This is a genomic window from Nonomuraea sp. NPDC049504 (assembly GCF_040676845.1).
Taxonomy (GTDB): domain Bacteria; phylum Actinomycetota; class Actinomycetes; order Streptosporangiales; family Streptosporangiaceae; genus Nonomuraea; species Nonomuraea salmonea.
This window is the reverse complement of the sequence record NZ_JBFAPT010000001.1, coordinates 1-26,814: the sequence shown is the minus strand read 5'-3', so window position 1 is coordinate 26,814 and position 26,814 is coordinate 1. Positions and strand designations below refer to the sequence as shown.

The 26,814-nt window shown below is 71.1% G+C and carries 23 protein-coding genes, 1 tRNA gene and 1 pseudogene; 2 read left to right on the top strand and 23 right to left on the bottom strand.

The window, feature by feature from the left end:
• The first annotated feature begins 65 nt into the window (after positions 1–65).
• Positions 66–1,016 (top strand): helix-turn-helix domain-containing protein, encoded by a 951-nt coding sequence (locus tag AB0K28_RS00125; protein ID WP_364363122.1) that lies wholly within the window; start codon positions 66–68, stop codon positions 1,014–1,016.
• An 86-nt stretch (positions 1,017–1,102) separates the two neighbouring features.
• Positions 1,103–1,924: an SAM-dependent methyltransferase gene (locus tag AB0K28_RS00120; protein WP_364363119.1), complete on the top strand. Its 822-nt coding sequence runs from the start codon at positions 1,103–1,105 to the stop codon at positions 1,922–1,924.
• Positions 1,925–1,936: 12 nt separating this feature from the next.
• Here the strand turns inward: AB0K28_RS00120 and AB0K28_RS00115 are convergent, their stop codons facing one another.
• The 23 genes and pseudogenes from AB0K28_RS00115 to AB0K28_RS00005 form a co-directional block, all read right to left on the bottom strand.
• Positions 1,937–3,385 (bottom strand): FAD-dependent monooxygenase, encoded by a 1,449-nt coding sequence (locus AB0K28_RS00115; protein WP_364363116.1) that lies wholly within the window; start codon positions 3,383–3,385, stop codon positions 1,937–1,939.
• A 9-nt stretch (positions 3,386–3,394) separates the two neighbouring features.
• Positions 3,395–4,009, bottom strand: coding sequence for a TetR family transcriptional regulator (locus AB0K28_RS00110; protein ID WP_345387838.1), 615 nt, complete (start codon positions 4,007–4,009; stop codon positions 3,395–3,397).
• Between the two features lie 115 nt (positions 4,010–4,124).
• A tRNA-Ala gene (locus AB0K28_RS00105) sits at positions 4,125–4,197 on the bottom strand.
• A gap of 89 nt (positions 4,198–4,286) precedes the next feature.
• A complete protein-coding gene (locus AB0K28_RS00100) occupies positions 4,287–5,768 on the bottom strand; it encodes a von Willebrand factor type A domain-containing protein (RefSeq protein ID WP_345387840.1) in 1,482 nt (493 codons plus the stop codon).
• A gap of 120 nt (positions 5,769–5,888) precedes the next feature.
• Positions 5,889–6,434 (bottom strand): TIGR03086 family metal-binding protein, encoded by a 546-nt coding sequence (locus AB0K28_RS00095; RefSeq protein ID WP_364363111.1) that lies wholly within the window; start codon positions 6,432–6,434, stop codon positions 5,889–5,891.
• Between the two features lie 5 nt (positions 6,435–6,439).
• Positions 6,440–6,943: an isoprenylcysteine carboxylmethyltransferase family protein gene (locus AB0K28_RS00090; RefSeq protein WP_345387844.1), complete on the bottom strand. Its 504-nt coding sequence runs from the start codon at positions 6,941–6,943 to the stop codon at positions 6,440–6,442.
• Positions 6,940–7,959 carry a 3-oxoacyl-[acyl-carrier-protein] synthase III C-terminal domain-containing protein gene (locus AB0K28_RS00085; RefSeq protein WP_364363107.1) on the bottom strand — a complete coding sequence of 340 codons (1,020 nt, stop codon included), beginning with the start codon at positions 7,957–7,959 and terminating at the stop codon, positions 6,940–6,942. Before AB0K28_RS00085 ends, AB0K28_RS00090 begins: the two co-directional genes overlap by 4 nt.
• 67 nt (positions 7,960–8,026) lie before the next feature.
• A complete protein-coding gene (locus tag AB0K28_RS00080; RefSeq protein WP_364363104.1) occupies positions 8,027–9,112 on the bottom strand; it encodes a class I SAM-dependent methyltransferase in 1,086 nt (361 codons plus the stop codon).
• A 44-nt stretch (positions 9,113–9,156) separates the two neighbouring features.
• Positions 9,157–9,321: pseudogene (locus AB0K28_RS00075) on the bottom strand (DUF3224 domain-containing protein); the annotation flags it as partial.
• 19 nt (positions 9,322–9,340) lie between these two features.
• Positions 9,341–10,135, bottom strand: a complete 795-nt coding sequence (locus AB0K28_RS00070; RefSeq protein WP_364363101.1) for an LLM class flavin-dependent oxidoreductase — start codon at positions 10,133–10,135, stop codon at positions 9,341–9,343.
• Positions 10,136–10,225: 90 nt separating this feature from the next.
• Positions 10,226–11,434, bottom strand: a complete 1,209-nt coding sequence (locus tag AB0K28_RS00065) for an FAD-binding protein (RefSeq protein WP_364363098.1) — start codon at positions 11,432–11,434, stop codon at positions 10,226–10,228.
• A 92-nt stretch (positions 11,435–11,526) separates the two neighbouring features.
• The gene (araA, locus tag AB0K28_RS00060; RefSeq protein WP_364363095.1) at positions 11,527–12,987 is read right to left on the bottom strand and encodes an L-arabinose isomerase; all 1,461 of its coding nucleotides are present in this window, start codon (positions 12,985–12,987) and stop codon (positions 11,527–11,529) included.
• Positions 12,984–13,655, bottom strand: a complete 672-nt coding sequence (locus AB0K28_RS00055) for an L-ribulose-5-phosphate 4-epimerase (protein WP_345387859.1) — start codon at positions 13,653–13,655, stop codon at positions 12,984–12,986. Before AB0K28_RS00055 ends, araA begins: the two co-directional genes overlap by 4 nt.
• The gene (gene araB, locus AB0K28_RS00050; RefSeq protein ID WP_364363092.1) at positions 13,652–15,289 is read right to left on the bottom strand and encodes a ribulokinase; all 1,638 of its coding nucleotides are present in this window, start codon (positions 15,287–15,289) and stop codon (positions 13,652–13,654) included. The genes AB0K28_RS00055 and araB overlap by 4 nt, the downstream gene beginning before the upstream one ends.
• Before the next feature lie 38 nt (positions 15,290–15,327).
• Complete coding sequence (locus AB0K28_RS00045) at positions 15,328–16,341, bottom strand: LacI family DNA-binding transcriptional regulator (protein WP_355412953.1); 1,014 nt, start codon at positions 16,339–16,341, stop codon at positions 15,328–15,330.
• Positions 16,342–16,427: 86 nt separating this feature from the next.
• Positions 16,428–17,690 carry a multiple monosaccharide ABC transporter permease gene (gene mmsB / locus AB0K28_RS00040; protein ID WP_345387861.1) on the bottom strand — a complete coding sequence of 421 codons (1,263 nt, stop codon included), beginning with the start codon at positions 17,688–17,690 and terminating at the stop codon, positions 16,428–16,430.
• Positions 17,691–17,695: 5 nt separating this feature from the next.
• Entirely contained in the window at positions 17,696–19,225 is a 1,530-nt protein-coding gene (gene mmsA / locus AB0K28_RS00035; protein ID WP_345387864.1) for a multiple monosaccharide ABC transporter ATP-binding protein, read from the bottom strand.
• 58 nt (positions 19,226–19,283) lie between these two features.
• Positions 19,284–20,393 (bottom strand): multiple monosaccharide ABC transporter substrate-binding protein, encoded by a 1,110-nt coding sequence (gene chvE / locus AB0K28_RS00030; protein WP_364363087.1) that lies wholly within the window; start codon positions 20,391–20,393, stop codon positions 19,284–19,286.
• 272 nt (positions 20,394–20,665) lie between these two features.
• On the bottom strand, positions 20,666–21,661 hold the full coding sequence (gene yjfF / locus AB0K28_RS00025) for a galactofuranose ABC transporter, permease protein YjfF (RefSeq protein ID WP_364363084.1): 996 nt from the start codon (positions 21,659–21,661) through the stop codon (positions 20,666–20,668).
• A 334-nt stretch (positions 21,662–21,995) separates the two neighbouring features.
• The gene (locus tag AB0K28_RS00020) at positions 21,996–23,036 is read right to left on the bottom strand and encodes an ABC transporter permease (protein ID WP_364363081.1); all 1,041 of its coding nucleotides are present in this window, start codon (positions 23,034–23,036) and stop codon (positions 21,996–21,998) included.
• Complete coding sequence (locus tag AB0K28_RS00015) at positions 23,033–24,544, bottom strand: sugar ABC transporter ATP-binding protein (RefSeq protein WP_364363078.1); 1,512 nt, start codon at positions 24,542–24,544, stop codon at positions 23,033–23,035. Before AB0K28_RS00015 ends, AB0K28_RS00020 begins: the two co-directional genes overlap by 4 nt.
• A gap of 78 nt (positions 24,545–24,622) precedes the next feature.
• The gene (locus AB0K28_RS00010) at positions 24,623–25,621 is read right to left on the bottom strand and encodes an ABC transporter substrate-binding protein (protein WP_364363075.1); all 999 of its coding nucleotides are present in this window, start codon (positions 25,619–25,621) and stop codon (positions 24,623–24,625) included.
• A gap of 75 nt (positions 25,622–25,696) precedes the next feature.
• On the bottom strand, positions 25,697–26,680 hold the full coding sequence (locus AB0K28_RS00005; RefSeq protein ID WP_364364482.1) for a LacI family DNA-binding transcriptional regulator: 984 nt from the start codon (positions 26,678–26,680) through the stop codon (positions 25,697–25,699).
• Positions 26,681–26,814 lie beyond the last annotated feature (134 nt).

Sequence of the window (26,814 nt, the reverse complement as noted above, 5' to 3'; positions counted from 1 at the left end):
ATCCTGAACGATCCCGGCACATGGCCACGAGTGGCCCGAAAGCCAATATGTGCAAGAATCAGGCCATGCCCCATCGGATCGTCGTCGTCGCGCTCGACCACTTCGCCCCGCTCGACCTCGGCGTGCCCGGCCAGGTCTTCCGCGCGGCCCGCACACCGTCGGGCGAGCGCCTGTACGAGGTGGTCACCTGCTCGGAAGGGCGCAGGCCGGTACGCTGCGAGGCCGGCTACGCCGTCCTGCCCGACCACGACCTCGACGTGCTCGACACCGCCGACACCGTCGTGGTGCCGGGCATCCATGGGGGCCCGGCGCTGCTCGACGGCACGATCTCCGGCGCGCTCCACAAGGCCCTGCAGGGCCGTCCCCGGGTCATGTCGATCTGCACGGGCGCGTTCGTGATCGCGGCGGCCGGGCTGCTCGACGGCCGTCCCGCCACCACGCACTGGCGCGACGCGCCCCGCTTCGCCCGCTTCTTCCCACAGGTCAAGCTGGACCCCGACGTCTTGTTCGTGGACGACGGCGACGTGCTGACCTCGGCGGGCGTGGCGGCCGGGCTCGACCTGGCGCTGCACGTGATCAGGCGCGACCACGGCAGTGAGGTGGCCAACACCGTGGCCCGGCGCTGCGTGATGCCGCCGTGGCGGGACGGCGGCCAGGCGCAGTACATCGACCGGCCGCTCCCCGACGGTCCCGGCGGCGGCACGGCGGCCACTCGCGACTACATGCTCGCCCACCTCGACGCCCCGCTCGACCTGGCCGCGCTGGCCGGGCACGCCAGGATGAGCGTGCGCACGTTCACCAGGCGCTTCCGCGAGGAGACCGGGCAGAGCCCGGCGAAGTGGCTGACCGAGCAGCGGATCCGGCACGCCAGGCGCCTGCTGGAGACGACCGATCTCGGCGTGGAGGAGGTGGCCAGGCGGGCGGGATTCGGCACGGCGGTGTCGCTGCGCCAGCACCTGCACACGGCCGTCGGCGTCGCGCCCCTGGCCTACCGCCGCACCTTCCGCCGCACCTGATCGCCCGCTCACCGCACGGGCCCCGGAACGTCCGGCTCGTTGCGCTTAGACTCCGGCTCGAAGGACCACGGGAAGGGGCGTCACCGATGGCCGAGACGGACCGCGTACCAGCCGGCGTCGATCCCTCCGTGCCGAGCGTCGCCCGCATGTACGACTACTACCTCGGCGGCCGCGACCACTTCCCCGCCGACCGGGTGGCCGCCGAGAAGATGATCGAGCTCGGCCGCCGGATGGGCAACGACGCCCGGCAGATCGCCCGCGCCAACCGCGCCTTCCTGGGCCGCGCGGTCCGCACGATCGCCGAGTCGGGCGTGCGGCAGTTCATCGACATCGGCGCCGGGCTGCCCACCCAGGACAACGTGCACCAGGTGGCCAGGCGGCACGTCCACGGCTCCCGCGTCGTCTACGTGGACAACGACCCGGTCGTGCTCGCCCACGCCCGCGCGCTGCTGGCCAGGGAGCCCGACGTCGTGGCGCTGGCGGGCGACCTGCGCGACCCCGACGCGATCCTGGACGACCCGCTCGTGGCGCGGCACCTCGACCTGTCAGAGCCCTACGCGGTGCTCATGGTGGCCGTGCTGCACTTCGTGCCCGACGACGCCGAGGCCGCCGCGATCACGGCCGCGATCCGGGCCAGGTTCAGGCCCGGCTGCCATCTGGTGCTCTCCCACCTGTACGCGGGCGACGCCACCGACGACGAGACCGAGGCGGGCCGGCAGGTCTACGCGAGCACCACGGCGGGCGGCCTGGCCCGGCGCGGCCTCGGCCAGATCTCCGGCTACTTCACCGATCTCGAGCTGCTCGGACCCGGCGTGGTGCCGGTCGCCGACTGGGCCGCCGACGCGCCGAAGGACGGAACGTACGACCTGGTCAGGCCCGGCATCCTCGGCGGAGTCGGGCGGGCCTGACCGGCTGCGCGCTCAGGCCGCCTCGAGCGACTCCCCGAACCAGGTCCGCAGCGCCTCGTCCAGCGTCCCGTCGGGGACGCCCGCCCACGCCACATAGCCGTCGGGCCGCACGAGCACCGAGTCGGGCCCGTCGCTCGGCCGCACGTCCACCCGGCCGTGGCGGGTGCGCGCCGTGCCCGTCGCGTCGAGCAGCACGGGCCGCGCGCGGCGGCCGGGATCGGCGGGCAGGTCGGGCAGGAACCGGCCGAGCAGCGGATGCGGCGGTGCCGGCATCGGGTAGGCCAGGTCGGACCCGGCCATCAGGGCGGCGACGCGGCGGCGCGCGCCGGTGTCGGCCAGCAACTCGCCGACCACCTCGCGCAGCGCCGTCACCTCGGCGCCCGGCGCGGCCAGCGCGAGCTGGGCCTGGGTCTGCATGGCGACGCGGGCGGCGGCGGGCCGGCGCTCGGCCTCGTAGGTGTCGAGCAACCCGCCGGACGCCCACCCCTGGACGACGGCGGCGAGCTTCCACGCGAGGTTGGCGGCGTCCTGGAGGCCGAGGTTGAGCCCGGGAGCGCCCATGGCGGAGTGGACGTGCGCGGCGTCCCCTGCCACGAACACCCGCCCGGCCCGGTAGCGGTCGGCGACCCGGGTGTTGCGCCCGTTCAGCCGCCGCAGCACGTGCGGGCCCGGGGTGAGCGGCGCGGCCAGCGGCAGCTCGGCGCCGAGCACCCGGGCCAGCGCGGCGCGCAGCTCGGCGACGGTCATGGGCACGTCGTCGCCCGGCGCGGCGTCGTCCCACTCCATGGCGCTGACCAGCAGCGTGCCGGGCCCGGCCGGCAGCATCGCGGCGGCGCCGCGCTCGGTCCTGTGCCAGGTGTAGAGCACGTACGTGCCGAGCCCCGGCACCTCCATCTCGGCCCGCTCCGGCCGGATCTCCGCGCCGGGGACGCTGACGTGCCCCGTCCGGCTGACCACCCCGGCCGAGTGCACGCCGGGGAAGCCGATGCCGGCGAGCTTCCTGACCGTGCTGTGGGCGCCGTCGCAGCCGACGAGGTAGCGGGTGCGCAGCTCGTAGGGCCCGCCGGGGCCGGTGAGTGCCACCGTGACGGCATGGTCGTCCTGGGTGAGGCCGGTCAGCTCGTGGCCGCGCCTGATCTCCGCGCCGAGCTCGACCGCCCGCTTCTCCAGCAGTTCCTCCAGCTCGGGCTGCCTGACGCCCATGCCGTGCAGGGGGTTGTCGTCGAGCCCGGACAGGTCGAGCGGCATCGCGCCGAACACGAACGCCGGCAGCGGCGCCTCCTGCGGGGCCAGGCCGCGCAGCCGCAGCAGCCGCACGACCTGGCCGACGATGCCGTTGGCCTTGGGCTCTGGGCTGCGCTCCGGCCGGCGCTCGACGACGACGGGGCGTACCCCGGCCAGGGCGAGCTCGCAGGCCAGCATCAGCCCGTTGGGTCCCGCACCGGCGATGACGACGTCCATGGGAGCTCCTTACGCGGAGGGGCCGGGCAGTCCCGCGGCCAGCTCGCGCAGGCAGGTGCGCAGCAGCGGCACCAGCGGGACCGGTGGGTCGGCGCGCAGCCACTGCGCGACGCCGGCCTGCAGGGCGGCGGTCACGGTGGCGGCGACCAGGGAGGGGTAGAGGTCGCGGTCGGGATGGGTGCCGGTGCGCTCGGCGATCGCCGCGACCAGCTCGCCGTCGGAGGCGAACGCGGCCCGCAGCGTCTCGGCCCGCAGCGCGGGCTCGCCGCCCAGCATCCGGGTGGCGGCCAGGCGCTCGGGGGACGGCGGGCGCTCGCCGCCGTCGCCGGCGTGCTGCGCCCACGGCTGGATCATGACCTCGATGAGGGCGTCCCACAGCGGCTCGCCCTCGGGGCGGGCGCGCAGCGCCTCGGCCGACGCGCGGACGCGGTCGGCGTGGCGGGCGGCGATCGCCTCGTACTTGCTGGAGAAGTAGTTGTTGTACGTCCTGGGTGAGACGCCGGCCTCGGCCGCGATGTCCTCCACCCGGACGTTGTCCAGCCCGCGTTCGAGCGCCAGGCGGAGCGCGGCCGCCATCAGCGCCTCGCGCGTGGCCTGCTTCTTGCGCTCTCTGAGTCCGCTCACAGCGCCTCAGCATAGGAAGGTATTGCGTGACCCGCAAGATTTCGGGACACGCAACTTTTTTCCGGCATGAAAGAAGGCCGCTCCCGAACCCCGGGAGCGGCCTTGTCGCGAACTGTGGAGCTATGGGGATTCGAACCCCAGACCTCCTCCATGCCATGGAGGCGCGCTACCAACTGCGCCATAGCCCCGCGTGCCTGTACGAGTGTATCCGACTTTGGGACCCCCTCTGCACGCCTTTTCCGGGGCCCGGGCCGCGAGGCGCGGGCCCCAGGAAGGGTCAGGCGACCGACCTGGCCTTCTCGATGAGCGTGGCCAGCTCGGACACCATCGGGTCCTCGGTCGCGGGCGCGAGGCGGCCCGCCTGCTCGGCGAGCTCCGGCAGGTCCATGCCGAACGCCTCCTTGTCGCGCAGGTAGACCGCGAACGCCGCCACCAGCACGTCCACCTGCAGCCGCGGCGGCGCGTCCGTCCACAGACCCTCGGCCAGGTCGCCGGAGCGCAGCGTCCCGCTCGCCTCGGACGCCTCCCTGGTGTCGGGGTCCTGCCAGCGCACGGTGGCCTGGGCGAGCTGGCCGCGGGCGCCTGGCTTGAGCTCGAGCGCGTACAGGGCGGTGACGGAGTGGCCAGGGCCGATCTCGCCGCCGTCGCGGGCGTCGTCGCGGAAGTCCTCCGCCGCCAGCTCCCGGTTCTCGTAGCCGATCAGCCGGTGCCGCTCGACCACCGACGGGTTGAAGACGACCTGGGCCTTGGCGTCGCGGGCGCGCAGCTCGATGGTGGCGGGCAGCTGCGTGGTGAACAGCTTGTCGGCCTCCTCCTGGGTGCTGACGTACACGGCCATGCCGTCGCCGTTGTCGGCGAGCTGCTCCATCAGCTCGTCGCCGTACTCGCGGCCCACGCCGACCGTGAGCAGCGTGACCTGCTTGCCCGCGTAGTCCTTGACCTGGTCGAGCAGCGACTGCCAGCGCGTGTCGCCCTGGTTGGCCAGGCCGTCGGAGAGCACGATGACGCGGTTGGTGGCGGCGGGGCGGAACGCCTTGGCCGCCTCCTGGTAGCCGGCGACCAGACCGGCCTCCAGGTTGGTGCCGCCGCCGATCTCCAGCTCGTCCACGGCGGCGCGCAGCTCGTCCCTGGCGGTCAGCGGGGTCATCGTGGCCAGCACGTCGGCGCCGTCGCTGAAGGACACGATGGAGACCTGGTCGCCGGGGGCGAGCTGGTCGAGCAGCTTGTGCAGGGCCGCCTTCACCAGGTCGAGCCGGCCGGGCTCGGCCATCGAGCCGGACACGTCCACGACGAACGTGAGGTTCGCGGGCCGGCGCGCGGCCGCGTCGGAGGCGCGGGTCTGCAGGCCCACCCGCATCACGGCCTCGTCGCGGCCGGGCAGCCTGGCGCCGTCGACGTGCACGGTGAAGCCGTCGTCCGGCGGTTGCGCGTAGTCCTGCCGGAAGGCGTTGACCCACTCCTCCGGCCGGATCTCGCCGGGCGCCGGCCAGCGGCCCTCCTGGAGGGCGCGGCGCGCGTACCCGTACGAGGCGGTGTCCACGTCGAGGGCGAACGTGGAGATCTGCGCCGTCGTGGTCTCCTCGTCTTCATCGCCCGCGCTGGGCGCGGGCGAGGCGGAGCGCTGCGATTCCGGTACGGCGGGCTGCCGGGCCGGGGCGGGCCTGTCCGCGCTCGTGGCGTTGCCGCCGGCACCGCCACAGGCCGCCAGACCGAGGAGCGCGATCAGGCCGATGCTCGCCGCCATAGGACGAAATTTCATCTCCAACACCTCCGAGCCGTACGACGAAATGTCGTTCGTCCCGGCCGGGTCGGTGATGCAAGCGAGCACAAACCGCGATCATCACGTGATGCGCTGTGAAGGGTGGGACCGGTGAGGCGCTCACGCCTTCCAGGCGGGGTCCCGTCCGATGAGTCCCAGGAACCGGTCGAGCGCGGGAGCGTCGCCGGGCACCGGCACCTCCGCCCCGAACACGCCACGCTCGCGCCCGATGGGCGCCTGCCGCGCGGAGAACTCCAGCAGCACCTCCGCGGTCGCCTCCGGCACCTCGAAGTCGCGGCCGGTGGCCCTGGCGAGGTCCCAGCCGTGCGCCACGAGGTCGGTCAGCGCCATGTTGGCCAGCACCGGCTTGGGCAGCCCGCCCATGGCCTGGCTCACGCCCTCCCAGGTCTCGGGACGCTCCCAGACGGCCAGCATGCGCTCGGCCCGCGCGCGGAAGTCGCCGGTGTACTCCTTCTGCGGCGGGAACCCGCCGTCGGCCCCCGCCGACTCGAACAGGGCGGCGACCCACTCCAGGTGGTTGATCAGCCCCTTGACGTCGTAGTCGGAGCAGGGCGTGGGCAGCGCGAGCTCGTCGCCGGACAGGCTCTCCACGAGGTCCGCGGTACGTCCGGCGGCCTCGCGCATCATGATCAGCAGTTCGTTCATGGCGTTCAGCTTGCCAGAGCGCGGTTCTCCACGCGGACGCGCACGGCGAGCAGCAGCGCGTTCACCGCCGTGAACGCCAGGGCGGTCACCCAGGCGCTGTGCACCAGGGGCAGCGCGATGCCCTCCGCGACCACGGCCACGTAGTTGGGGTGGGGAAAGAACCGGTACGGCCCCCGGTCCACGAGCGGCAGCCCGGGCACCACGACGACGCGGGTGTTCCACTGCCGCCCGAGCGTGCGGATGCACCACCAGCGCAGCCCTTGGGCCAGGACGACGACGGCCAGCATGGGCCAGCCGAGCGCGGGCACGAAAGGCCGGTGCGCCAGCCACACCTCGGCGGGCGCGGCGGCCAGCAGCGCCACGTGGAGCAGCACGATGAACGGGTAGTGCCCTCTGCCGTACTCGACGCCGCCCTTCGCGCGGGCCCAGGCGAGGTTGCGCTTGGCCACGACCAGTTCGGCCAGCCGTTCGAGGACGACCAGCCCGATCAGCACGAGGTAGGCGATCACCAGTGCAGCAGCAGCAACTCGGCGGAGAAGCCGGGTCCGAGCGCCATCAGCACGACGGGCGTGCCTGGACGGCCGCGGGTCTCCTGGAGGACGTGGAGCACGGAGACCGACGAGAGGTTGCCGTTCTCGCGCAGGGATCGCCAGGTGACGTCGAGCGCCTTGGGCTGCAGGCCGAGCGTCTGGACGATCTTGTCGATGACCTTGGGGCCGCCGGGGTGGCAGATCCAGGTGGCGACCTGCTCGGGGGTCAGGCCGTAGTCGGCGAGGAACGCCTTGATGTCGGCGGCGAGCACCTGCTCCACGAATTCGGTCAGGTCGGCGTCGAGGACGATGCGGAAGCCGTGGTCGCCGACGTCCCAGCCCATGAGGTGCTCGGTGTCGGGGTAGAGGCGGCTGCGGGTGGCGACCACCTCGGGCCCTGGCCCGCGCCCGGTCGCGACGACGGCGGCGGCGCCGTCGCCGAAGAGGCCGCTCGCGACCAGGTTCGCGATCGAGGTGTCGTCGCGCTGGATGGTCAGCGAGCACAGCTCCACGCAGACCAGCACGGCGACGTGGCCGGGCCAGCCGCGCAGATAGTCGTGCATGCGGGACAGCCCGGACGCGCCCGCCGCGCAGCCGAGCCCGAAGATAGGCACGCGTTTCACGTCGGGACGCAGTCCCATGCGCTGGGCGAGCTTGGCGTCGAGCGAGGGTGTGGACACCCCGGTGGTCGAGCAGAACAGCAGGTGATCGACCTTTTCAGGAGGGATGTCGGCCTTGCGCAGGGCGCCGGCGAGTGCCTGCTCGCCGAGGTCGAGCGCGCGCTCGACGTAGGCGTCGTTGGCGCGCGCGAAGGAGTCGAGCTTGGCGTAGTCGGCGAGGGGCAGGGCGAGGTTGCGGCCCTCGACGCCGGTGGCCGTGTGGAACCGGCGGAGCAGCTCCTCGTCGCAGTCGGTCAGCCGGGAGAACGCCTCGGTGATCTCCGCTTGCCCGTAGCGATGCTCGGGCAAAACGGTCTGTACTCCCGCAATATGCATATATCTCTCCTGCCGCGGAGAGGCCCCGCCTAACATGCCGCCACGTCCTGCCAGGTCGGCACGGCCGTCAGCGGGTGAGCCGCCAGAGCGAGGTCACCTCGGCGGCGCGGGCGGCGTGCAGCGGGTCGCCGGGGTCGCGAGCGCGGGAGTGGCGGGGCGGCACGTCGAGCCGGCCGGCCACCCGCAGCCCCGCCCGCTCGAACGCCTCCAGCAGTTCCGCCCTGCTGCGCAACCCCAGGTGCTCGGCCAGGTCCGACAGTACGAGCCAGCCCTCCCCCTCGGGCTCCAGGTGCTCGGCCAGCCCGTCGAGGAACCCGCGCAGCATGCGCCCGCCCGGGTCGTAGACGGCGTGGTCGAGCGGCGAGACCGGCTTGGCGGGCAGCCACGGCGGATTGCAGACGACCAGCGGCGCCCGCCCCGGCGGGAACAGGTCGGTCCGCACCACCTCGACCCGCTCGGCCAGCCCCAGCCTCGCGACGTTCTCAGCGGCGCAGGCGACGGCCCGCTCGTCGAGGTCGGTGGCCACCACCCGGCGGACCCCGCGCCTGGCCAGCACGGCCGCCAGCACGCCCGTGCCGGTGCCGACGTCGAAGGCCAGCCGGTCGGCGGGCAGCGGCGCCTCGGCCACCAGGTCCACGTATTCGCCCCTGATCGGGGAGAAGACGCCGTGGTGGGGGTGGATGCGGGCGTCGAGCGCGGGCACGTGCACGCCCTTGACCCGCCACTCGTGGGCGCCGATCAGGCCGAGCAGCTCGCGCAGCGGGCCCACCGCGGGCGGCGCGTGCGGGCCGTGCACCGCCGCGCACGCCTCGCGTACGTCGGGGGCGCGGCGCAGCGGCACCACGTGGTCGGCGTCGTACGGGATGAGCAGCATGCCCAGCGTGCGGGCGCGCTGCGACTGGGCCTGGCGGTGGCGGTGGAAGCCGCTGCCGGGAGCGGCGGGCCTGCACCGCCGCCCCATGGCCGTCAGCAACTGCCGCGCGTTGTGGAAGTCGCCCTGCCACAGCAGCGCGGTGCCCTCACAGGCCAGCTTGTACGCGGTGTCGGCCTTGGTACGGTCATCGGCGACCACCACCCGGGCGGGCGGCGGCGCGCCCAGCACGGATCGCCACGGCGCCGATCGTCGGAGTCCTGCCTCGGTCCACTGGATCATCAGATCTCGACCGTTTCACGGGCGGCACCCGCACGGCCACCGTTTTACCGTTCAACCCGGCAGCGCAGCGACGGGGCGCCCGCGTCACTCACGGCGTCGTGCTGCACCACGAACGAGCCGGGCCGGCCGTGCAGGGCGCCCTCGATGCGTTCCATCGCCACGTACGAGCGCGACTCCTCGACCGGCGTGCCGGTCACCGGCATGGTGACGACGCCGGCGCCGAGTGTGTCAGGTGCCGGCGAGGCGTTCCACGACCGGGGCGAAGGCGTCCATGAACTGGGCGTTCACCGTGACGTACGAGACGCCGAGCGCGTCGCGGCGGCGCAGCAGCGTGTCGGCCATCTGCCGGGGTGTGCCGACGAGAACGCCGGTGCCGCCCGCGCCGAAGCGGCTCACGACCCAATCGGGGGGCCGCTCGCCGGCGTAGGCGAGGTTCATGGCCAGCTCCAGGTCGTGGAAGCGGTCGCCGGACAGTTCGTACAGCTCGTCCAGCTTGGCCGCCACCTGCTCCTCCGTGTGCTGCGCCGGCACGCCGAGCGCGATCGTGCCGGCCCTGCGCGCGGCCGGGCGCAGCAGCCTGGTGCCCGACGCGGCCACCAGGATCGGCACGTTCTCCGGCATGTTCTGCACGGCGTCGATGGTCGCCGCGAGCCGCTCGACGCGCTCGCCGGGCGTGCCGTAGGGCAGGCCGAGCGCCGCCGCGTCCTGCTCGGCGGCCGGCCGCCCGGCGCCGAGTCCCAGCTCGAACCGGCCGCCGCTGAGCGCCTGCAGGGTCTCGCTCTCCCATGCGACCGCGCGCGGGGTGCGGTTGGCGACGCTCAGCACGTACGTGCCGACGCGCAGGGTCGTCGTGGCCGCGGCCGCCGCGGCGAGGGCGGGGAACGGCGAGAAGGTCCCCAGCGTGTCGGGCGCCAGCAGGGTGGCGTAGCCCAGGCTCTCGGCCCGGCGGGCGAGGCCGGTCCACGCGCCGGCGTCGGGAGCTCGTCCGGCTACTGTGCCGAACCTGAACGGGTGATCGGTCATGCCCTCACGATCGCCCGAGGGCGGGCCCCGGCACATCCTCTCCGGGACCCGCGACCGGCTACGTCAGGGAGCGCACCTCCCGCCGCCGCGCTACTCCCCCAGCAGTACGCGGGTGAACGCGTTGCCGAACTTGCCGGCGGGGTCGAGCCGGTGCACCAGCGACCTGAACCGCTCGGGGCACTCGGGGAACCGGGTGAACAGCTTGCCCCAGTGCGGCCGCGGATCGAACGGCGCCAGCGTCTCCTCCACCAGCTCCAGCACGGGCATGACGGTGGCGACGTCCCTGACCCAGGTGAAGTGGATGCCGACGGTGTCGCGGCCGTTGAAGGGGCTCAGCCACAGGTCGTCGGCGGCGATCGTGCGGATCTCGGAGATCTGCAGGGCCGGGCGGATGCGCTCGCCGATCGCGAACAGCTCGCGCAGCGCCTTGACCGCGTGCTCCCTGGGCAGCAGCAGCTCCGACTGCAGCTCGTCGCCCGCGCCGCTGGGCGGGGAGTCGGCGCGGAAGTGCGGCAGCCGGTCGTACCAGGGGCCGGGGACGCCGAGCTGGCCGGTGCAGGTGTCGGCCGGCATCGTGGGCAGCGGGTGGCGGGGGCCGTCGGCGGGGGAGGTGCCGTACCAGTCGGGGCTGGTCAGCTCGTCCTCGCGCTTGAGCCAGACGCGGGTGTCGCGGAAGTCGGTGAACAGGCTCACGCTGTAGCCGCTCGCCATGATGGCCTCGAAGTCGGCGAGCGCGTCCTGGGTCAGGCCCTCGCGGACGTACTGGCGCAGCTCGAAGGCGGGCACCAGGTCGAGCGTGAGCGAGGTGACGACGCCGAGCGCGCCGAGCGAGACCACGGCGCCGGCGAAGTCGGCGTCGCCGCGCGAGAGCGTCAGCGCGGAGCCGTCGGCGGTGACCAGGTCGATCGAGGAGACGGCGGCGGCCAGGCCCGGCTGGGTGACGCCGGAGCCGTGAGTTCCGGTCGCGACCGAGCCCGCGACGGAGATGTGCGGCAGGGAGGCCATGTTCGCCAGCGCGAACCCGGCCTGGTGCAGCAGCGGCGCGAGCCTGGCGTAGGTGGTGCGGGCGCCGACGCGCACCTTGGCGGCGGCACTGTCGATCTCCACGAGCTCGGGCATGCGGTCCAGCACCACGAGGTCACCGGCGGTGTCGGCGACGTGGTTGAAGGAGTGGCCGCTGCCGAGCGCCCGTACGCTGCTGCTGCCCGCGACGAGCCGCCGCAGCTCGTCGAGGGACGTCGGATGATGGACTTCTTTAGCGTGGAATGTGGTGTTTCCCGCCCAATTGGTCAGCGTCACGCGCTTCACCTTCCCACAACCCTTCCCACCAGGTCACGGCGGGTGCCGCGAGTTCCCGCGCGGCCGCTCGCGGCGCGGGAACTCGCGGACGATCAGAGACCCTGAGCCAGCCGGTAGTACGCCTGGTTCCAGCGCAGCTCCTTGGCGAAGCGCTCGGTCGTGGTGCCGGCGTCGATGATCACCAGCTCCACGCCCAGCATCTCGGCCAGGTCCGTCAGCTCCTCGCGGCCCACTGCCTGCGACAGCACGGTGTGGTGCGGGGCGCCGGCGGTCAGCCACGACTCGGTGGAGGTGCGCAGGTTCGGCCGCGGGCGCCACACGGCGCGCGCCACCGGCAGCTTGGGCAGCGGCTGCGGCGGCGCCACCACGTCGATCTCGTTGGCCACCAGCCGGAACCTGTCGCCCATGTCGGCCAGGCCCACCACGATGCCGGGGCCGGGCTCGGCGTCGAACACCAGCCGCACCGGGTCCTCGCGGCCGCCGATGCCGAGCGGGTGGATCTCGCACGACGGCGTGCCGGACGCGATCGACGGGCACACCTCCAGCATGTGGGCGCCGAGGATGAGCTCCTCGCCCGGCGTCATGTCGTAGGTGTAGTCCTCCATGAAGGACGTGCTGCCCTGGCCGCCGGTCATCGCCTTCAGCGTGCGCAGCAGCACCGAGGTCTTCCAGTCGCCCTCGCCGCCGAAGCCGTAGCCGTCGGCCATCAGCCGCTGCACGGCCAGGCCGGGGAGCTGACGCAGGCCGCCGAGGTCCTCGAAGTTCGTGGTGAACGCCCGGAAGCCGCCCGCCTCCAGGAAGCCGCGCAGGCCCAGCTCGATCCTGGCCGCGTAACGCAGCGAGTCGTTGCGGTCGCCGAGCAGCTCGGGAGCGACGCGGTACTGCTCCTCGTACTCCTTGACCAGCGCCGTCACGTCCGCCTCGGAGGCGGCGTCCACGGCCTCGACCAGGTCGTTGACCCCGTAGGTGTTGACCGACACGCCGAAGCGCAGCTGCGCCTCGACCTTGTCGCCCTCGGTCACCGCCACGTCGCGCATGTTGTCGCCGAAGCGCGCCAGCCTGAGCGTGCGCAGCTCGGCCAGGCCCGTCGCCGCCCGGTGCCAGGCGAGGACGCGCTGCCCCACGGCCGGGTCGCTGACGTGCCCCGCCACGGTCTTGCGCGGCACGCCCAGCCGCGTCTGGATGAACCCGAACTCCCGGTCGCCGTGCGCGGCCTGGTTGAGGTTCATGAAGTCCATGTCGATGGTCGCCCACGGCAGCTCGACGTTGGCCTGCGTGTGCAGGTGCAGCAGCGGCTTGCGCAGCGCGTCCAGCCCGGCGATCCACATCTTGGCCGGGGAGAACGTGTGCATCCACGCGATCACGCCGGCGCACTCGTCGTCGGCGTTGGCCTCCAGCATCACGCGCCGGATGGCGGCCGCGTCGGTCAGGACGGGCTTCCACTCCACCGGCAGGGGCAGCTGCTCGGCGATGCGCCGCGACTGCTCGGCCACCTGGCGCAGCGTGTCCTCGCCGTACAGTCCCTGGCTGCCGGTCAGAAACCAGATCTTCAACGCGGGCTCCTCTGTCCGTAGACGTTCTGATAGCGGTCGTACAGGCGGTCGATGTCGTCCTGCGCGATGGGCAGCGGGTCGCCGAGCTGGCGGGCCACGTGCACCGTACGCGCCACGTCCTCGCACATCACGGCGGCCTTCACCGCGGCCTTGGCGTCCTTGCCGATGCTGAACACCCCGTGGTTCTGCATCAGCACCGCCTTGGAGCGGTGGCCCTTGAGCGTCTCGACGATGCCCTGGCCGATCGAGTCGTCGCCGATGAGCGCGAACGGCCCCACCGGGATCTCGCCGCCGAACTCGTCGGCCATCGCGGTCAGCACGCACGGGATCGCCTCGCCGCGGGCGGCCCACGCCGAGGCGTACGTGGAGTGGGTGTGCACGACGCCGCCCACGTCCGGCATGTTGCGGTAGACGTACGCGTGCGCGGCGGTGTCGCTGGACGGCGAGTGCTCGCCCTCGACCAGGTTTCCGTCGAGGTCGCAGACGACCATGTTCTCCGGCGTCAGCTCATCGTAGGAGACCCCCGACGGCTTGATGACGAACAGGTCCTCGCCGGGGACGCGGCCCGACACGTTACCGGCCGTCCACACCACGAGGTCGTAGCGGACCAGCTCGGCGTGCAGGTCCGCGACGGTCCTGCGGAGGGTGGTCAGATCGGGGGTGGTCATGCGCTTGCCTCGTTCCTGATCGCGCGCAGCGTGTGCAGCATCCGTCCGTCGGCGAAGAAGTCGTGCAGCCTGCGGTATTCGGCGTAGAGCCGGTCGTAGGCGTCGGCGCGGGCCGGGTCGGGCTCGTACGCCCGCTCGGTGCGCTTGCCCATCGCCGCGGCGGCCTCCTCGATGGAGGGGTAGGCGCCGGCGGCGACGGCGGCGTGGATGGCCGAGCCGAGCGCGGGCCCCTGGTCGGAGCCGATGACCGACAGCGGGCGGCGCAGCACGTCGGCGTAGACCTGCATGAGGAAGGGGTTCTTGAGCAGCCCGCCGGCCACCACGAACTCCTCGACCGGCACGCCGGACCGCTCGAACGTCTCGACGATCATTCTGGCGCCGTACGCCGTGGACTCGATGAGCGCCCGGTAGACGTCCTCGGGCCGGGTGGCCAGGGTCTGGCCGACGATCACGCCGGACAGGTTGTGGTCGACCAGCACCGAGCGGTTGCCGCCGAACCAGTCGAGCGCGACCAGCCCGTGCTGCCCGACGGCCTGCTTCTCGGCGAGCGCGGTGAGCTCGTCGTGGCCCTCGGTCCCGAAGGAGTCCACGAACCAGCCGAAGATGTCGCCGACCGCGGACTGCCCGGCCTCGTAGCCCCACAGGCCCGGCACGATGCCGTCCTGGACGACGCCGCACATGCCGGGCACCTCGGCCAGCCGGTCGCTGGGCATGATGTGGCAGGTGGAGGTGCCCATGATGGCGACCATCTGGCCGGGCCGCACGGCGTCGGCGGCGGCCGCGGTGACGTGGGCGTCCACGTTGCCGACGGCCACGGCGGCGCCCTCGGGGAGGCCGGTCCACTCGGCGGCGCGCGCGGTCAGCCGGCCGGCCAGGCCGCCCAGCGGAGCCAGCGTGACGCCGCCCACGTCGTCGCCGACCTGCCCGGTGGCGAGCTTGGCGGTGAAGTCGGCGAAGCCGGGGTTCAGCTCGGCGAGGAACTCCCGCGACGGGTAGCCGCCGTCCTGGAAGACGCCCTTGTAGCCGACGGTGCAGATGTTGCGGCTCTCGACGCCGGTCAGCTGCCAGATGATCCAGTCGGCGGCCTCGATCCAGCGCTCGGTCCTGGCGTAGACCTCGGGGGCCTCCTCCAGCAGCTGCAGCGCCTTGGCGAACTCCCACTCGGAAGAGATCTTGCCGCCGTAGCGGGGCAGCCAGCTCTCGCCGCGGCGCGCGGCCAGCTCGTTGATGCGGTCGGCGTGCGGCTGGGCGGCGTGGTGCTTCCACAGCTTGGGCCAGGCGTGCGGCTCGTCCGGAGTCTCGAAGCACAGCGGCGTGCCGTCGGCCGTGGTCGGCAGGACGGTGCAGGCGGTGAAGTCGGTGCCGATGCCGATGACGTCGGCGGCCGGCACGCCCGCCGCGGCGATGGCCTGCGGGACCGCGATCTTGATGACGTCGATCCAGTCCTGCGGCGACTGCAGCGCCCAGTCGGGGCCGAGGCGCACGTCGGTGCCGGGCAGGGTCTGCTCGATGACGCGGTGGGCGTACTCGTGGACGGCGCTGCCCAGCTCGGCGCCGTCGCTCACGCGTACGACGACGGCGCGCCCTGAGAGCGTGCCGAAGTCCACTCCGACGACGTACTTGTTAGCGTTCACATTGAACTCCAGGGTTTTCCGGGGGCATGCCCCATCATCTACCGGACAGGGGCGGTGCTGGCCCGAACCACGAAGCTCGGCCGCACGACCAGGCGCTCGAACGCGGTCGGGCCCACGTCGATCTGCCGCAGCAGCACCTCGATGCAGTGCCGGCCCACCACGTCGAAGTCCTGCCTGACCGTGGTGAGCGGCGGCGAGAAGAACTCCGACTCGGGGATGTCGTCGAAGCCGACCACGCTCATCTGGTCGGGCACCCGCACTCCCTTCTCGGACAGGGCGCGCAGCACGCCGAGCGCCATCTGGTCGTTGGCCGCGAAGACGGCGGTGACGCCGTCCATCGCGGCCAGGCTCTTGCCCGCCTCGTAGCCGGCGCGCGGGCTCCAGTCGCCGGCCAGCGGCTCGGGCACCGGCCTGCCCGCCTCCTCCAGCGCCGAGCGCCAGCCCTCGAGGCGGCCCTCGGTCTCCAGCCAGTCGTGCGGGCCGCTGACGTGCCAGACCGTCTCGTGGCCCTGGTCGAGCAGGTGACGGGTGGCGAGCCTGGCCCCCTCCGCCTGGTCGATGCAGACCACCGACACGTCGGCGCTGTGAGTGCCCTCGACCGCGACGGCCGGCATGCCAGGGGGCAGGCTCTCCAGGGCGCGGCCGGCCGAGCGCTGCGGCGCCACCACCACGACGCCGTCCACGCCCTGCTCGGCCAGGTAGCCGATGGCGTCGCGGACGCTGGCGGTGTCGAGCGACTTCAGGCTGACGATGCTGACGAAGTAGCCGGCCGTCCGCGCCGCCTGCTCGATGCCGTAGATCGTGCTGGCCGGGCCGTACAGGGTGGTGTCGAAGCTGACCACGCCGAGGGTGCGCGAGCGCTTGGTGACCAGGGCGCGGGCGACGAGGTTACGGCGGTAGCCGAGCCGGCTGATCGCCTCCTCCACCCGCGCGCGGGTGTCGGGCCTGACGTTGGGGTGGTCGTTGAGCACCCGGGAGACCGTCTGATGCGACACGCCCGCCTCCTTGGCCACGTCGGCCATGACCGGCAGGCGGCGCTTCGGTGTCGTCACGGTCTCTCCTTTCGCTCTGGGGGATCTTACTCAGGGGAGCCCGGATACCGGATCTTGGTGCCGCGGGCTCCCCCGAGCCGTAGCCGTCAGCGGCCGGCGCCCGCCCTGCGCTTGGTCCACACGTCGAACGCGACGGCGGCCAGCAGCACCGCGCCCTTGACGAGCATGACCCGCTCGCTCGGGGAGCCGATCAGCGACATGCCGTTGTTGATGACGGCCATGATCAGGCCACCGGTGATCGCGCCGACCACCTTGCCGACGCCGCCCTGCACGGCCGCACCGCCGATGAACGCCGCGGCGATCGCGTCCAGCTCGAAGCTGTTGCCCGCGGTCGGGCCCGCCTGGTTGAGCCGGCCGGCGAAGATGATGCCGGCGATGGCCGACAGCACGCCCATGTTCACGAAGATCCAGAACACGACAGACTTGACCTTCACGCCGGACATGATCGCGGCCTGCAGGTTGCCGCCGATGGCGTAGATCTGCCGGCCGAAGACCGTGCGGTTGGCCATCAGCGAGTACGCCAGCACGAGGATCGCCAGCAGCACCAGCACCCACGGCAGGTTCTTGAACCTGGCCAGCTGCACGACCAGGAACAGGATCAGCGCGGTCCCCGCCGCCAGCTTCAGCGCGAACAGCGCCATGGGCTCGACCGACTGGCCGTACCCCTTGCGCGCGGCGCGGGCCCGCCACTGGGCGGTGAACATGCCGGCGATCGCGATGATGCCGATGAGCAGGCTGAACAGGTCGGCGCCGCCGAGCGGGCCGAGGCCGATGTTGCCGAGGTAGCCGTCGGTGAAGCCGTTGGCCAGCGTACGGACCTGGTCGGGGAACGGCCCGATGCCCTGGTTGCCGAGCACGGTCAGCGTCAGCGCGCGGAACAGCAGCATGCCGGCCAGCGTCACGATGAACGCCGGGATGCCGAAGTACGCGATCCAGTAGCCCTGCCATGCGCCGATCAGCGCGCCCGCCACCAGCGTGGCGAGCAGGGCCAGCGGCCACGGCCAGCCCATGTTGACCATCAGCACCGCGGCCAGCGCTCCCGTGACCGCCACCACCGAGCCGACCGACAGGTCGATGTGCCCGGCGATGATGACCAGGATCATCCCGATCGCGAGGATCAGGACGTAGGAGTTCTGGACGATGATGTTGGAGATGTTCTGCGGCGTGAGCAGCGCGCCGTCGGTGAGCACCGAGAACAGCACGACGATCAGTGCGAAGGCGATGTAGATGCCGCTGGAGCGCAGGTTGAGCGATATGCCGCCGAGCGACACCCGGCCCGGCTGCTTGGGCGCTCCTCCGTCGCCCGCGGCGCCGGCCTCACGCAGGCCGGTGGGCGTGATGCTGCTCATGGGAGCTACTCCTGTCCCTTGGTCATGAGATACATGAGGCTTTCCTGGGTGGCCTCCTGGCGGGGTACCTCGCCGGTGATGCGTCCTTCGGAGAGGGCGTAGATGCGGTCGCACAGGCCGAGCAGCTCGGGCAGCTCAGAGGAGATCACGAGCACGGCCTTGCCCTCGTCGGCGAGCCGGTTGATGATCGTGTAGATCTCGTACTTGGCGCCGACGTCGATGCCCCGGGTGGGCTCGTCGAGGATGAGCACGTCCGGCTCGGTCATGATCCACTTGGACAGCACGACCTTCTGCTGGTTGCCGCCGCTGAGCTGGCCCACGACGCTGCCGACGCTCGGGGCCTTGATGTTCATGCTCTTGTGGAACTTCTCGGCGACCCGGTACTCCTCGTTCTCGTTCACCCAGCCGCGCTTGGCCAGGCCCTTGAGCCCGGCGGCGCTGATATTGGTCTTGATGTCCTGGATGAGGTTGAGCCCGTAGCGCTTGCGGTCCTCGGAGGCGTACGCGATGCCGTGGTTGATCGCGTCCTGCACGTTGCGGATCTCGATCGGCTTGCCGTCCTTGAAGACCTTGCCGGAGATGTGCACCCCGTACGTGCGCCCGAACAGGCTCATCGCCAGCTCGGTGCGGCCGGCGCCCATGAGCCCGGCCAGCCCGACGATCTCGCCGCGCCGCAGCATCAGAGAGGCGCCGTCGACGACCTTGCGGTCCGGCTGGCTCGGGCTGAACACCGTCCAGTCCTCGATGCGCAGCGCCTCGTCGCCGATCGTCGGCTCGTGCGGCGGGAAGCGGTTGTCCAGCGCCCGGCCGACCATGCCCGCGATGATGCGGTCCTCGGTGACGGCGTCGGTGGCCATGTCCAGCGTCTCGATCGTGCGGCCGTCGCGGATGATCGTGACGGCGTCGGCGATCGCGATCACCTCGTTGAGCTTGTGCGAGATGATCACGCAGGTGATGCCCTCGTCGCGCAGCCCGCGCAGCAGGTCGAGCAGGTGCGCGGAGTCGTCGTCGTTGAGCGCCGCGGTGGGCTCGTCGAGGATGAGCAGCTTCACCTTCTTCGACAGCGCCTTGGCGATCTCGACGAGCTGCTGCTTGCCCACGCCGATGTCGGAGATCGGCGTCGTCGGGTTCTCCCGCAGGCCGACCCGCTTCATCAGCTCGGCGGCCTCGTAGTTGGTGCGGTTCCAGTCGATGATGCCGCGGCTGGCGCGCTCGTTGCCGAGGAAGATGTTCTCGGCGATCGACAGCTGCGGGCTGAGCGCCAGCTCCTGATGGATGATGACGATGCCGGCGTGCTCGCTGTCGCGGATGCCGCCGAACTCGCAGCGCTGCCCCTCGAAGAAGATCTCGCCCTCGTAGTCCCCGTGCGGGTAGACCCCGGACAGGACCTTCATCAGCGTCGACTTCCCTGCGCCGTTCTCGCCGCAGATGGCGTGGATCTCGCCGTGCCGAACCGACAGGTTGACGTCCTGGAGCGCTTTGACGCCGGGGAACGTCTTGGTGATCCCGCTCATCCGCAAGATGTGCTCGGTCATATGCCCCTCGCGTTCAGGGAGTGCCCCTGGGAACGGTCGTCCCCAGGGGCACGCTCCCTTACTTGAGCTGGTCCTCGGTGTAGTAGTTGCCGCCGACGATGACGTCCTTGTAGTTGCTCTTGTCGACGATCACCGGGTCGAGCAGGTACGAGGGCACGACCTTGTTGCCGTTGTCGTAGTCCTTGGTGTTGTTCACCTCGGGCTGCTGGCCCTTGAGCACGGCGTCGGCCATCTTCACCGTCTGCTCGGCGAGCTTGCGGGTGTCCTTGAAGATCGTGGAGTACTGCTCGTCGGAGATGATCGACTTCACCGACTGGAGCTCGGCGTCCTGGCCGGTCACGATCGGGTACGGCTTGCCGTAGCCGGAGCTCTTCAGCGCCGACAGGATGCCGATGGACAGGCCGTCGTAGGGGGACAGCACGCCGTCGACCTTGGTGGAGCCGGTGTAGGTCTTGGTGATGATGTCCTCCATGCGCTTCTGCGCCGTGGCGGGGTCCCACCGCAGGATGGCGGCCTGCTTGAAGTCGGTCTGGCCGCTCTTGATCACCAGGGTGCCGTCGTCGATCTTCGGCTGGAGCACCGACATGGCGCCGTTCCAGAAGAACGTGGCGTTGTTGTCGTCGGGCGAGCCGCCGAACAGCTCGACGTTGAACGGGCCCTTCTTGCCGTCCTCGACGCCGAGGCCCTTGAGCAGGGACGTCGCCTGCTGCACGCCGACCTTGAAGTTGTCGAAGGTGGCGTAGTAGTCGACGTTGGGGCTGTTGCGGATCAGCCGGTCGTAGGCGATGACCGGGATCTTCGCGTCGGCGGCCTGCTGCAGCTGGGAGGTGATCGCGGTGCCGTCGATCGAGGCGATGATCAGGAGCTTGGCGCCCTTGGTGATCTGGTTCTCGATCTGGTTGGCCTGCGTCGGGATGTCGTTCTCGGCGTACTGGAGGTCGACCTTGTAGCCGAGCTGCTCGAGCTGCTTCTTGACGTTGTCGCCGTCATGGATCCAGCGCTCGGAGGACTTGGTGGGCATCGTCACGCCGATCAGGGCGCCGGCGTTGCCTGCCGCGGCCGATGCGGAGGCGTCGGCGTCGACGGTCTTCGTGCTCGATCCGCACGCCGTCATGGTCGCGGCGAGCGCGATGGCCGACACCACGCCCCCGATTCGTCCCAACCTCATGAGTGTCCCTTTCCATAGGGGTCGCGGCAGCGCTGGAACGCGGCTGCTGCCGGGTAAAGTGAGGAGATTCAGCCACCGAACGTGACGAATCAGAACAAAGTTCACACCTGCTTCGCCCGATTGTTATCGCTAACAAAGACTATGTCAACGCCGGGGCATAACCTGATGGTAACTTTCCAGTCGGATGCTCGGGCCCTCAATCTCCGGCCTGACCAGGCATGACGCCTGGCCGGCCGCCGGATTGGGCAGGTTTCTTTACGGTTACCCCCTCCTCACCTCCGTGTTCGTGCGGAGAACAGCCGCTGCAGGAGGATGAAGACGAAGAGCAACATGCCGATGACGATCTTCGTCCACCATGACGACAGCGTCCCCTCGAAGCTGAGGACGGTCTGGATCAGGCCGAGCACGAGCACGCCGAGCACGGTCCCCAGCAGGAACCCGGTGCCGCCGGTCAGCAGCGTGCCGCCGATGACCACCGCCGCGATCGCGTCCAGCTCCATGCCCACCGCGTGCAGGCCGTAACCGGAGAGCATGTAGAACGACAGCAGCACCCCGCCGAGCGCCGAGCAGAACCCGCTGATCGTGTAGACCATGATCTTCGTCCGGCCCACCGGCAGCCCCATGAGCAGCGCCGACTGCGCGTTGCCGCCCGTCGCGTAGACCGACCGGCCGAAGCGGGTGTAGTGCAGCACGTACGCCGCCACCGCGACCACCACGACCGCGATCACCACGCTCGGCGAGATCCACAGATCGGCGAACAGATCGACCCTGGTCTGCGCGAACGCCGTGAACGTGGCGTCCCTGATCGGGATCGAGTCGGTGCCGATCGTGTAGCAGAGCCCGCGCGCCAGGAACATGCCCGCCAAGGTCACGATGAACGGCTGGATGTCGAAGGCGTGCACGATGTACCCCATCACCAGCCCGAGCCCGGCCCCGATGGCCAGCACCAGCGGCACCACGAGGTACGGCGGCCATCCAGGCCCCGACATGAGGCTGGCCGCGATCATCGTCGACAGCGCCACCACCGACCCCACCGACAGGTCGATGCCCCCCGTCAGGATCACGAACGTCATCCCCACCGCGACCACCAGCAGGAACGCGTTGTCGATGAAGACGTTGAGAATGACCTGCCCGTGCGCGAACCCCTCGTAGCGGATCCCGCCCGCCACGAACATGGCCACGAACAGGCAGCCGGTCACCAGGACCGGCAGATACTTCGCCGGCACCGGCATCCGCCCGAGCGTCGCCGTCCCGCTCATCGTGGTCATCAGACACCTCCGAGGAAACCCCCGCCTTCAGGCGCGGGAGGAATCGGACCCCTGAGGAGCAGGACAGGGGCAGCCGGTTCGCTGTCAGGCGAACCGGCGTCAAAACCCGGCGCGGCACCGCAGGGTTCGGTAGTGTGTTCGACGGTGGTGATGACCAAGCCATCGGACGAACGATCGGAAACATCCTCGCCGCCGGGCTGGCGGAGAGGTGAAACGCCTGTGGAGCTGGTGTAAGACCTCAACGAGAGTTCCTTTCTCGGGCGGGCGACCGGCGGTGAAGCAGGAAGCCTCACGGGCGACCGTGGGAATCCCCCTCGTTACGAAGGGGAGGATGTCAAGACCTCACTCCGTCCGGCGTGCTAGCCGCCTCACTGGGTGCCGCCGCCGTGGCCGGCGGGCCCGGCGGCGCGGCCCGCCCGCGCCGCCGCATCACCTTCGCGCGGAACGCCGGCGACTGGATCAGGCACACCGCGGTCACGACCAGCGCCTTGAACAGCAGCGTCGTCTCCGGCGGCACGCCGATCGAGTAGATGGTGGTGGTCAGCGTCTGGATGATGAGCGCGCCCAGCACGGTGCCGCCGAGCGAGAAGCGCCCGCCGGCCAGCGACGTGCCGCCGATCACCACCGCCAGGATCGCGTCCAGCTCGATCCACAGGCCCGCGTTGTTGCCGTCGGCGCTGGAGACGTTCGAGCTGATCATCAGGCCCGCGACGCCCGCGCACAGGGCGGCGAAGGCGTAGACCATGACGATGATCCCGCGCGACCTGATGCCCGCCAGCCTGCTCGCCTCGGCGTTGCCGCCGACCGACTCGATCAGCATGCCGAGCGCCAGCCGCCTGGTCAGGAACGCGGTGATCGCGAGCACCGCCACCACGATGAGGATGCCGAACGGCACGGTCAGGAAGTAGCCGCCGCCGATCACCTTGTACGCCGGGCTGTTGACGGTGATGATCTGCCCGTCGGTGATGAGCTGGGCCAGCCCGCGCCCGGCCACCATGAGGATCAGCGTGGCGATGATCGGCTGGATGCCGATGCCGGCGACCAGGAACCCGTTCCACACCCCGAGCGCCAGGCACAGCCCGAGGGCCACCGCCACCGCGGTGAACAGGCTCGCCTCCTCGCTGATGAGCAGGCAGGCGAGCGCGCCCGAGATGGCCACCACCGAACCGACCGACAGGTCGATGCCGCCGGTCGCGATGACCAGCGTCATGCCGAGCGAGACCAGGATGAGCGGCGCGCCGAAGCGCAGGATGTCGATCAGGCTGCCGTAGAGGTGGCCGTCCTTGACCTCGATCGAGAAGAAGCCGGGCGTGAAGAACACGTTCAGCGCCAGCAGCAGGACCAGCACCACGACCGGCCACATCAGGCGTCTCATGAGGCCCGGCCTCCGCTCGCGATCGTCTCCATCAGCACGTCGGTGGTCAGCTCGGCGTCGTTGGGCAGCTCGGCCACCAGCCGGCGGTCACGCAGCACCTCGACCTTGTGACTGAGCCGCAGCACCTCCTCCAGCTCCGCCGAGATGAACAGCACCGCCATCCCGCCGTCCGACAGCTCCGCCACCAGGCGCTGGATCTCGGTCTTCGCGCCGACGTCGATGCCGCGGGTCGGCTCGTCGAGGATGAGCAGCCTGGGCTCCAGGATCAGCCACCTCGCCAGCACCACCTTCTGCTGGTTGCCGCCGCTGAGGTCGCGGACCAGGTGCTCGGGGTTGGGCGGGCTGATGTTGAGCGCCTTGATGTATTTGCCGACCAGCTCGTCCTGCTGGTCGCGGGGCACCGGCCTGGTCCAGCCCCTGGTGGCCTGCAGGGCCAGGATGATGTTCTCGCGGACGGTGAGGTCGGGGATCAGGCCGTCGGACTTGCGGTTCTCCGAGCAGAACGCGATCTGGTGGGTCATCGCCGTGCGCGGCGTGCGTAAGGACGCCGGTGCGCCGCCGACCGCGATCTCGCCCGTGCTCGCGTGGTCGGCGCCGAACAGCAGCCGGGCGATCTCCGTACGGCCGGAGCCGAGCAGCCCGGCCAGTCCCACCACCTCGCCTTCGTGGATGGTCAGGCTGAACGGCTCGATCGCCCCCGTACGCCCCAGCTCGCGCGCCTCGACCAGCGGCGTGCCGGACACCGTGGCCGTGCCGTGCAGCCGCTCCAGCGCGGCCAGCTCCTTGCCGATCATCTTCGCGACCAGCTCGACCTGCGGCAGCTCGCGGGTGGCGTACTCGCCGACCAGCCGGCCGTTGCGCAGGATCGTCATGCGGTCGGAGATCTCGTAGATCTGGTCGAGGAAGTGCGAGACGAACAGGATCGCGATGCCCTCCTCCTTCAGCCGCCGCATCACCCTGAACAGCTGGCGCACCTCGTCGGCGTCGAGGCTGGAGGTCGGCTCGTCCAGGATCAGCACCCGCGCGTCGATGTCGATCGCCCGCGCGATCGCCACCATCTGCTGGACGGCCAGCGAGTACGACGACAGCGGCGCCGCCACGTCCAGCTCCAGCTCCAGCCGGGCCAGCAGCTCACCCGCGCGGGCCCGCATGCGCCGCCAGTCGATGCGGCCGAGGCGGCGCGGCTCCCTGCCGAGCAGGATGTTCTCGGCCACGGACAGATTCGTGCAGAGGTTGACCTCCTGGTAGACCGTGCTGATGCCGGCCTGCTGCGCCTCCAGCGGGCTGGCGAACGCCACGGGCGCGCCGCCCAGCTCGATCGTGCCGGCGTCGGCGGCGTACACGCCGGTGAGCACCTTGATCAGGGTGGACTTGCCCGCCCCGTTCTCGCCCATCAGCGCGTGCACCTCGCCGGGCAGCAGCCGCAGGTTCACGCCGTCCAGGGCCGTCACCCCCGGAAACCTCTTGCCGATCCCGCTCATCGTCAGGACCGGCGCGGGTACGGCCATGTGCCTTTCCCCTTCCGTTGGGGCGGCGGCCCGGGCGCCTGCTCCGGGCCGCCGCTCGTCGTCGTCACGCCCTGCGGGTCAGTACTGGCGGGAGGGCAGCGCCTCCTTGGCCTGCTCCTGGGTGAACGTGGTCTCCTCGGTCACCACCCGGGTCGGCACCTCCTCGCCCGCGACGACCTTCTTGGCGAGGTCCATGAGCTGCGGGCCGAGCAGCGGCGAGCACTCGACGATGTAGTTGATCTTGCCGTCGGCGAGCGCCTGCATGCCGTCCTTCACCGCGTCCACGGTGATGATCTTGATGTCCTTGCCGGGCACCTTGCCCGCGCCCTCGATCGCCTCGATGGCGCCGAGCCCCATGTCGTCGTTGTGGGCGTAGAGGACGTCGATGTCGGGGTTGGACTTCAGGAAGGCCTCCATGACCTCCTTGCCCTTGGCCCTGGTGAAGTCGCCGGTCTGCGAGGCGATGATCTTGAACTTCGCGTCGGCCTGGATGACCTCGGCGAAGCCGGCCTTGCGGTCGTTGGCCGGGGCCGAGCCGGTCGTGCCCTGCAGCTCGACGATGTTCACGGTGTCGGAGGAGTCCTTGTACTCCTCGACCAGCCACTGGCCCGCCTTCTTGCCCTCCTCGATGAAGTCGGAGCCGAGGAAGCTCTTGTAGAGGGAGGTGTCCTGGGAGTCGACCGCGCGGTCGGTCAGGATGACCGGGATCTTCGCGTTCTTGGCCTCGTTGAGCACCGGGTCCCAGCCCGACTCCACCACCGGCGAGAAGGCGATCACGTCCACCCGCTGCTGGATGAACGAGCGGATCGCCTTGATCTGGTTCTCCTGCCTCTGCTGCGCGTCGGAGAACTTGAGCTCGATGCCCGCCGCCTTCGCCGACTCCTGGACGGACTTGGTGTTGGCGGTACGCCAGCCGCTTTCCGCGCCGACCTGGGAGAAGCCCATGACGATCGTGTCGTCCGTCCCGCCACCGGCACCCGCGTCGCCACCGGTGCCGCCGCCGCCCTCGCTGCCGCACGACGCCACCGCGAACGCGGTGAGTCCGGCGAGCACCAGCGCCGAGATCCTTCTTAACACGTGGGGGGTTCCTTTCGATGTGAGCGCTAACAGGCCCGGTTGGGCGCCAGCGCGTCCTGCCTTTCCACAGCTCGCTCAGGCCGGAGGGGCCGTACTGGCCCTGGCCACGAACGAGGGCGGCACCACGAGCCGCTCCCGCTCTTCGAGGCCGCCTTTGAGCTGCCGTACCAGCACCTCGATGCTGTGCCTTCCCACCGCGCCGAAGTCCTGTCTGATGGTCGTGAGCGGCGGGGAGAAGTACGCCGACTCGGGCACGTCGTCGAAGCCGACCACGCTCACCTGCTCGGGCACTCTCACCCCCTGCTCACCGAACGCCCGCAGCACGCCGAGCGCCATCTGGTCGTTCGCGACGAAGACCGCCGTGACGTTCCTCATGCTCGCCAGGCCGCGGCCCGCCTCGTAGCCCGATCGCGGGCTCCAGTCACCGGCGAGCGGCCGCGGGATCTCGCGGCCCGCCTCCTCCAGCGCAGCCCGCCACCCGGCCACCCGCCCTTCCGCCTCCAGCCAGTCGGAGGGACCCCCGACGTGCCAGACCGTCTCGTGGCCGAGCGCGAGCAGGTGCTCGGTGGCGAGCCTGCCGCCCGCGACCTGGTCGACGCAGACCACCGACACCTCGCCGGCCTGCCCGCCCTCGACGGCGACCGTGGGGATGCCGGACGGCAGGTCGGCCAGCGCCTGGGCGGCCGAGCGCTGCGGCGCGACCACCACGGCGCCGTCCACGCCCTGGTCGGCCAGGTAGTCGAGGGCGTCGCGGACGCCGGCCCTGTCGATCGAGGTGAGGCTGACGATGCTGACGAAGTAGCCGGCCGCCCTGGCCGCCTGCTCGATGCCGTAGACGGTGCTGGCCGGGCCGTACAGGGTGGTGTCGAAGCTGACCACGCCGAGCGTCCTGGAGTGCTTGGTGACCAGGGCGCGGGCGACGAGGTTACGGCGGTAGCCGAGCTTGTCGATGGCCTGGAGCACCCGCGTACGGGTCTCGCTGCGGACGTTCGGATGGTCGTTGAGCACGCGTGAGACGGTCTGATGCGACACGCCGGCCTCTTTGGCCACGTCGGCCATGACAGGCAGGCGGCGCCCCAGGGTGGATCTCACGGCCGTGCTCCTAATGAGTGCTGGGAGTAAGCCATCCGGCAGACTCCGTAGTGGATAGTGGCCGCTGGCAGGTGAGCACTTTCGGCTCCTGGACATTGAGT

What these genes read in the sequence shown, in the direction of transcription:
- AB0K28_RS00070 (WP_364363101.1), bottom strand. Translation starts at nt 10,135, where the DNA reads ATGACCGATCACCCGTTCAGGTTCGGCACAGTAGCCGGACGAGCTCCC.
- AB0K28_RS00120 (WP_364363119.1), top strand. Translation starts at nt 1,103, where the DNA reads ATGGCCGAGACGGACCGCGTACCAGCCGGCGTCGATCCCTCCGTGCCG.
- AB0K28_RS00100 (WP_345387840.1), bottom strand. Translation starts at nt 5,768, where the DNA reads ATGAAATTTCGTCCTATGGCGGCGAGCATCGGCCTGATCGCGCTCCTC.
- AB0K28_RS00115 (WP_364363116.1), bottom strand. Translation starts at nt 3,385, where the DNA reads ATGGACGTCGTCATCGCCGGTGCGGGACCCAACGGGCTGATGCTGGCC.
- mmsB (WP_345387861.1), bottom strand. Translation starts at nt 17,690, where the DNA reads ATGAGCAGCATCACGCCCACCGGCCTGCGTGAGGCCGGCGCCGCGGGC.
- chvE (WP_364363087.1), bottom strand. Translation starts at nt 20,393, where the DNA reads ATGAGGTTGGGACGAATCGGGGGCGTGGTGTCGGCCATCGCGCTCGCC.
- AB0K28_RS00125 (WP_364363122.1), top strand. Translation starts at nt 66, where the DNA reads ATGCCCCATCGGATCGTCGTCGTCGCGCTCGACCACTTCGCCCCGCTC.
- mmsA (WP_345387864.1), bottom strand. Translation starts at nt 19,225, where the DNA reads ATGACCGAGCACATCTTGCGGATGAGCGGGATCACCAAGACGTTCCCC.
- AB0K28_RS00085 (WP_364363107.1), bottom strand. Translation starts at nt 7,959, where the DNA reads ATGCATATTGCGGGAGTACAGACCGTTTTGCCCGAGCATCGCTACGGG.
- AB0K28_RS00005 (WP_364364482.1), bottom strand. Translation starts at nt 26,680, where the DNA reads ATGGCCGACGTGGCCAAAGAGGCCGGCGTGTCGCATCAGACCGTCTCA.
- AB0K28_RS00080 (WP_364363104.1), bottom strand. Translation starts at nt 9,112, where the DNA reads ATGATCCAGTGGACCGAGGCAGGACTCCGACGATCGGCGCCGTGGCGA.
- AB0K28_RS00015 (WP_364363078.1), bottom strand. Translation starts at nt 24,544, where the DNA reads ATGGCCGTACCCGCGCCGGTCCTGACGATGAGCGGGATCGGCAAGAGG.
- AB0K28_RS00020 (WP_364363081.1), bottom strand. Translation starts at nt 23,036, where the DNA reads ATGAGACGCCTGATGTGGCCGGTCGTGGTGCTGGTCCTGCTGCTGGCG.
- AB0K28_RS00095 (WP_364363111.1), bottom strand. Translation starts at nt 6,434, where the DNA reads ATGAACGAACTGCTGATCATGATGCGCGAGGCCGCCGGACGTACCGCG.
- yjfF (WP_364363084.1), bottom strand. Translation starts at nt 21,661, where the DNA reads ATGACCACGATGAGCGGGACGGCGACGCTCGGGCGGATGCCGGTGCCG.
- AB0K28_RS00055 (WP_345387859.1), bottom strand. Translation starts at nt 13,655, where the DNA reads ATGACCACCCCCGATCTGACCACCCTCCGCAGGACCGTCGCGGACCTG.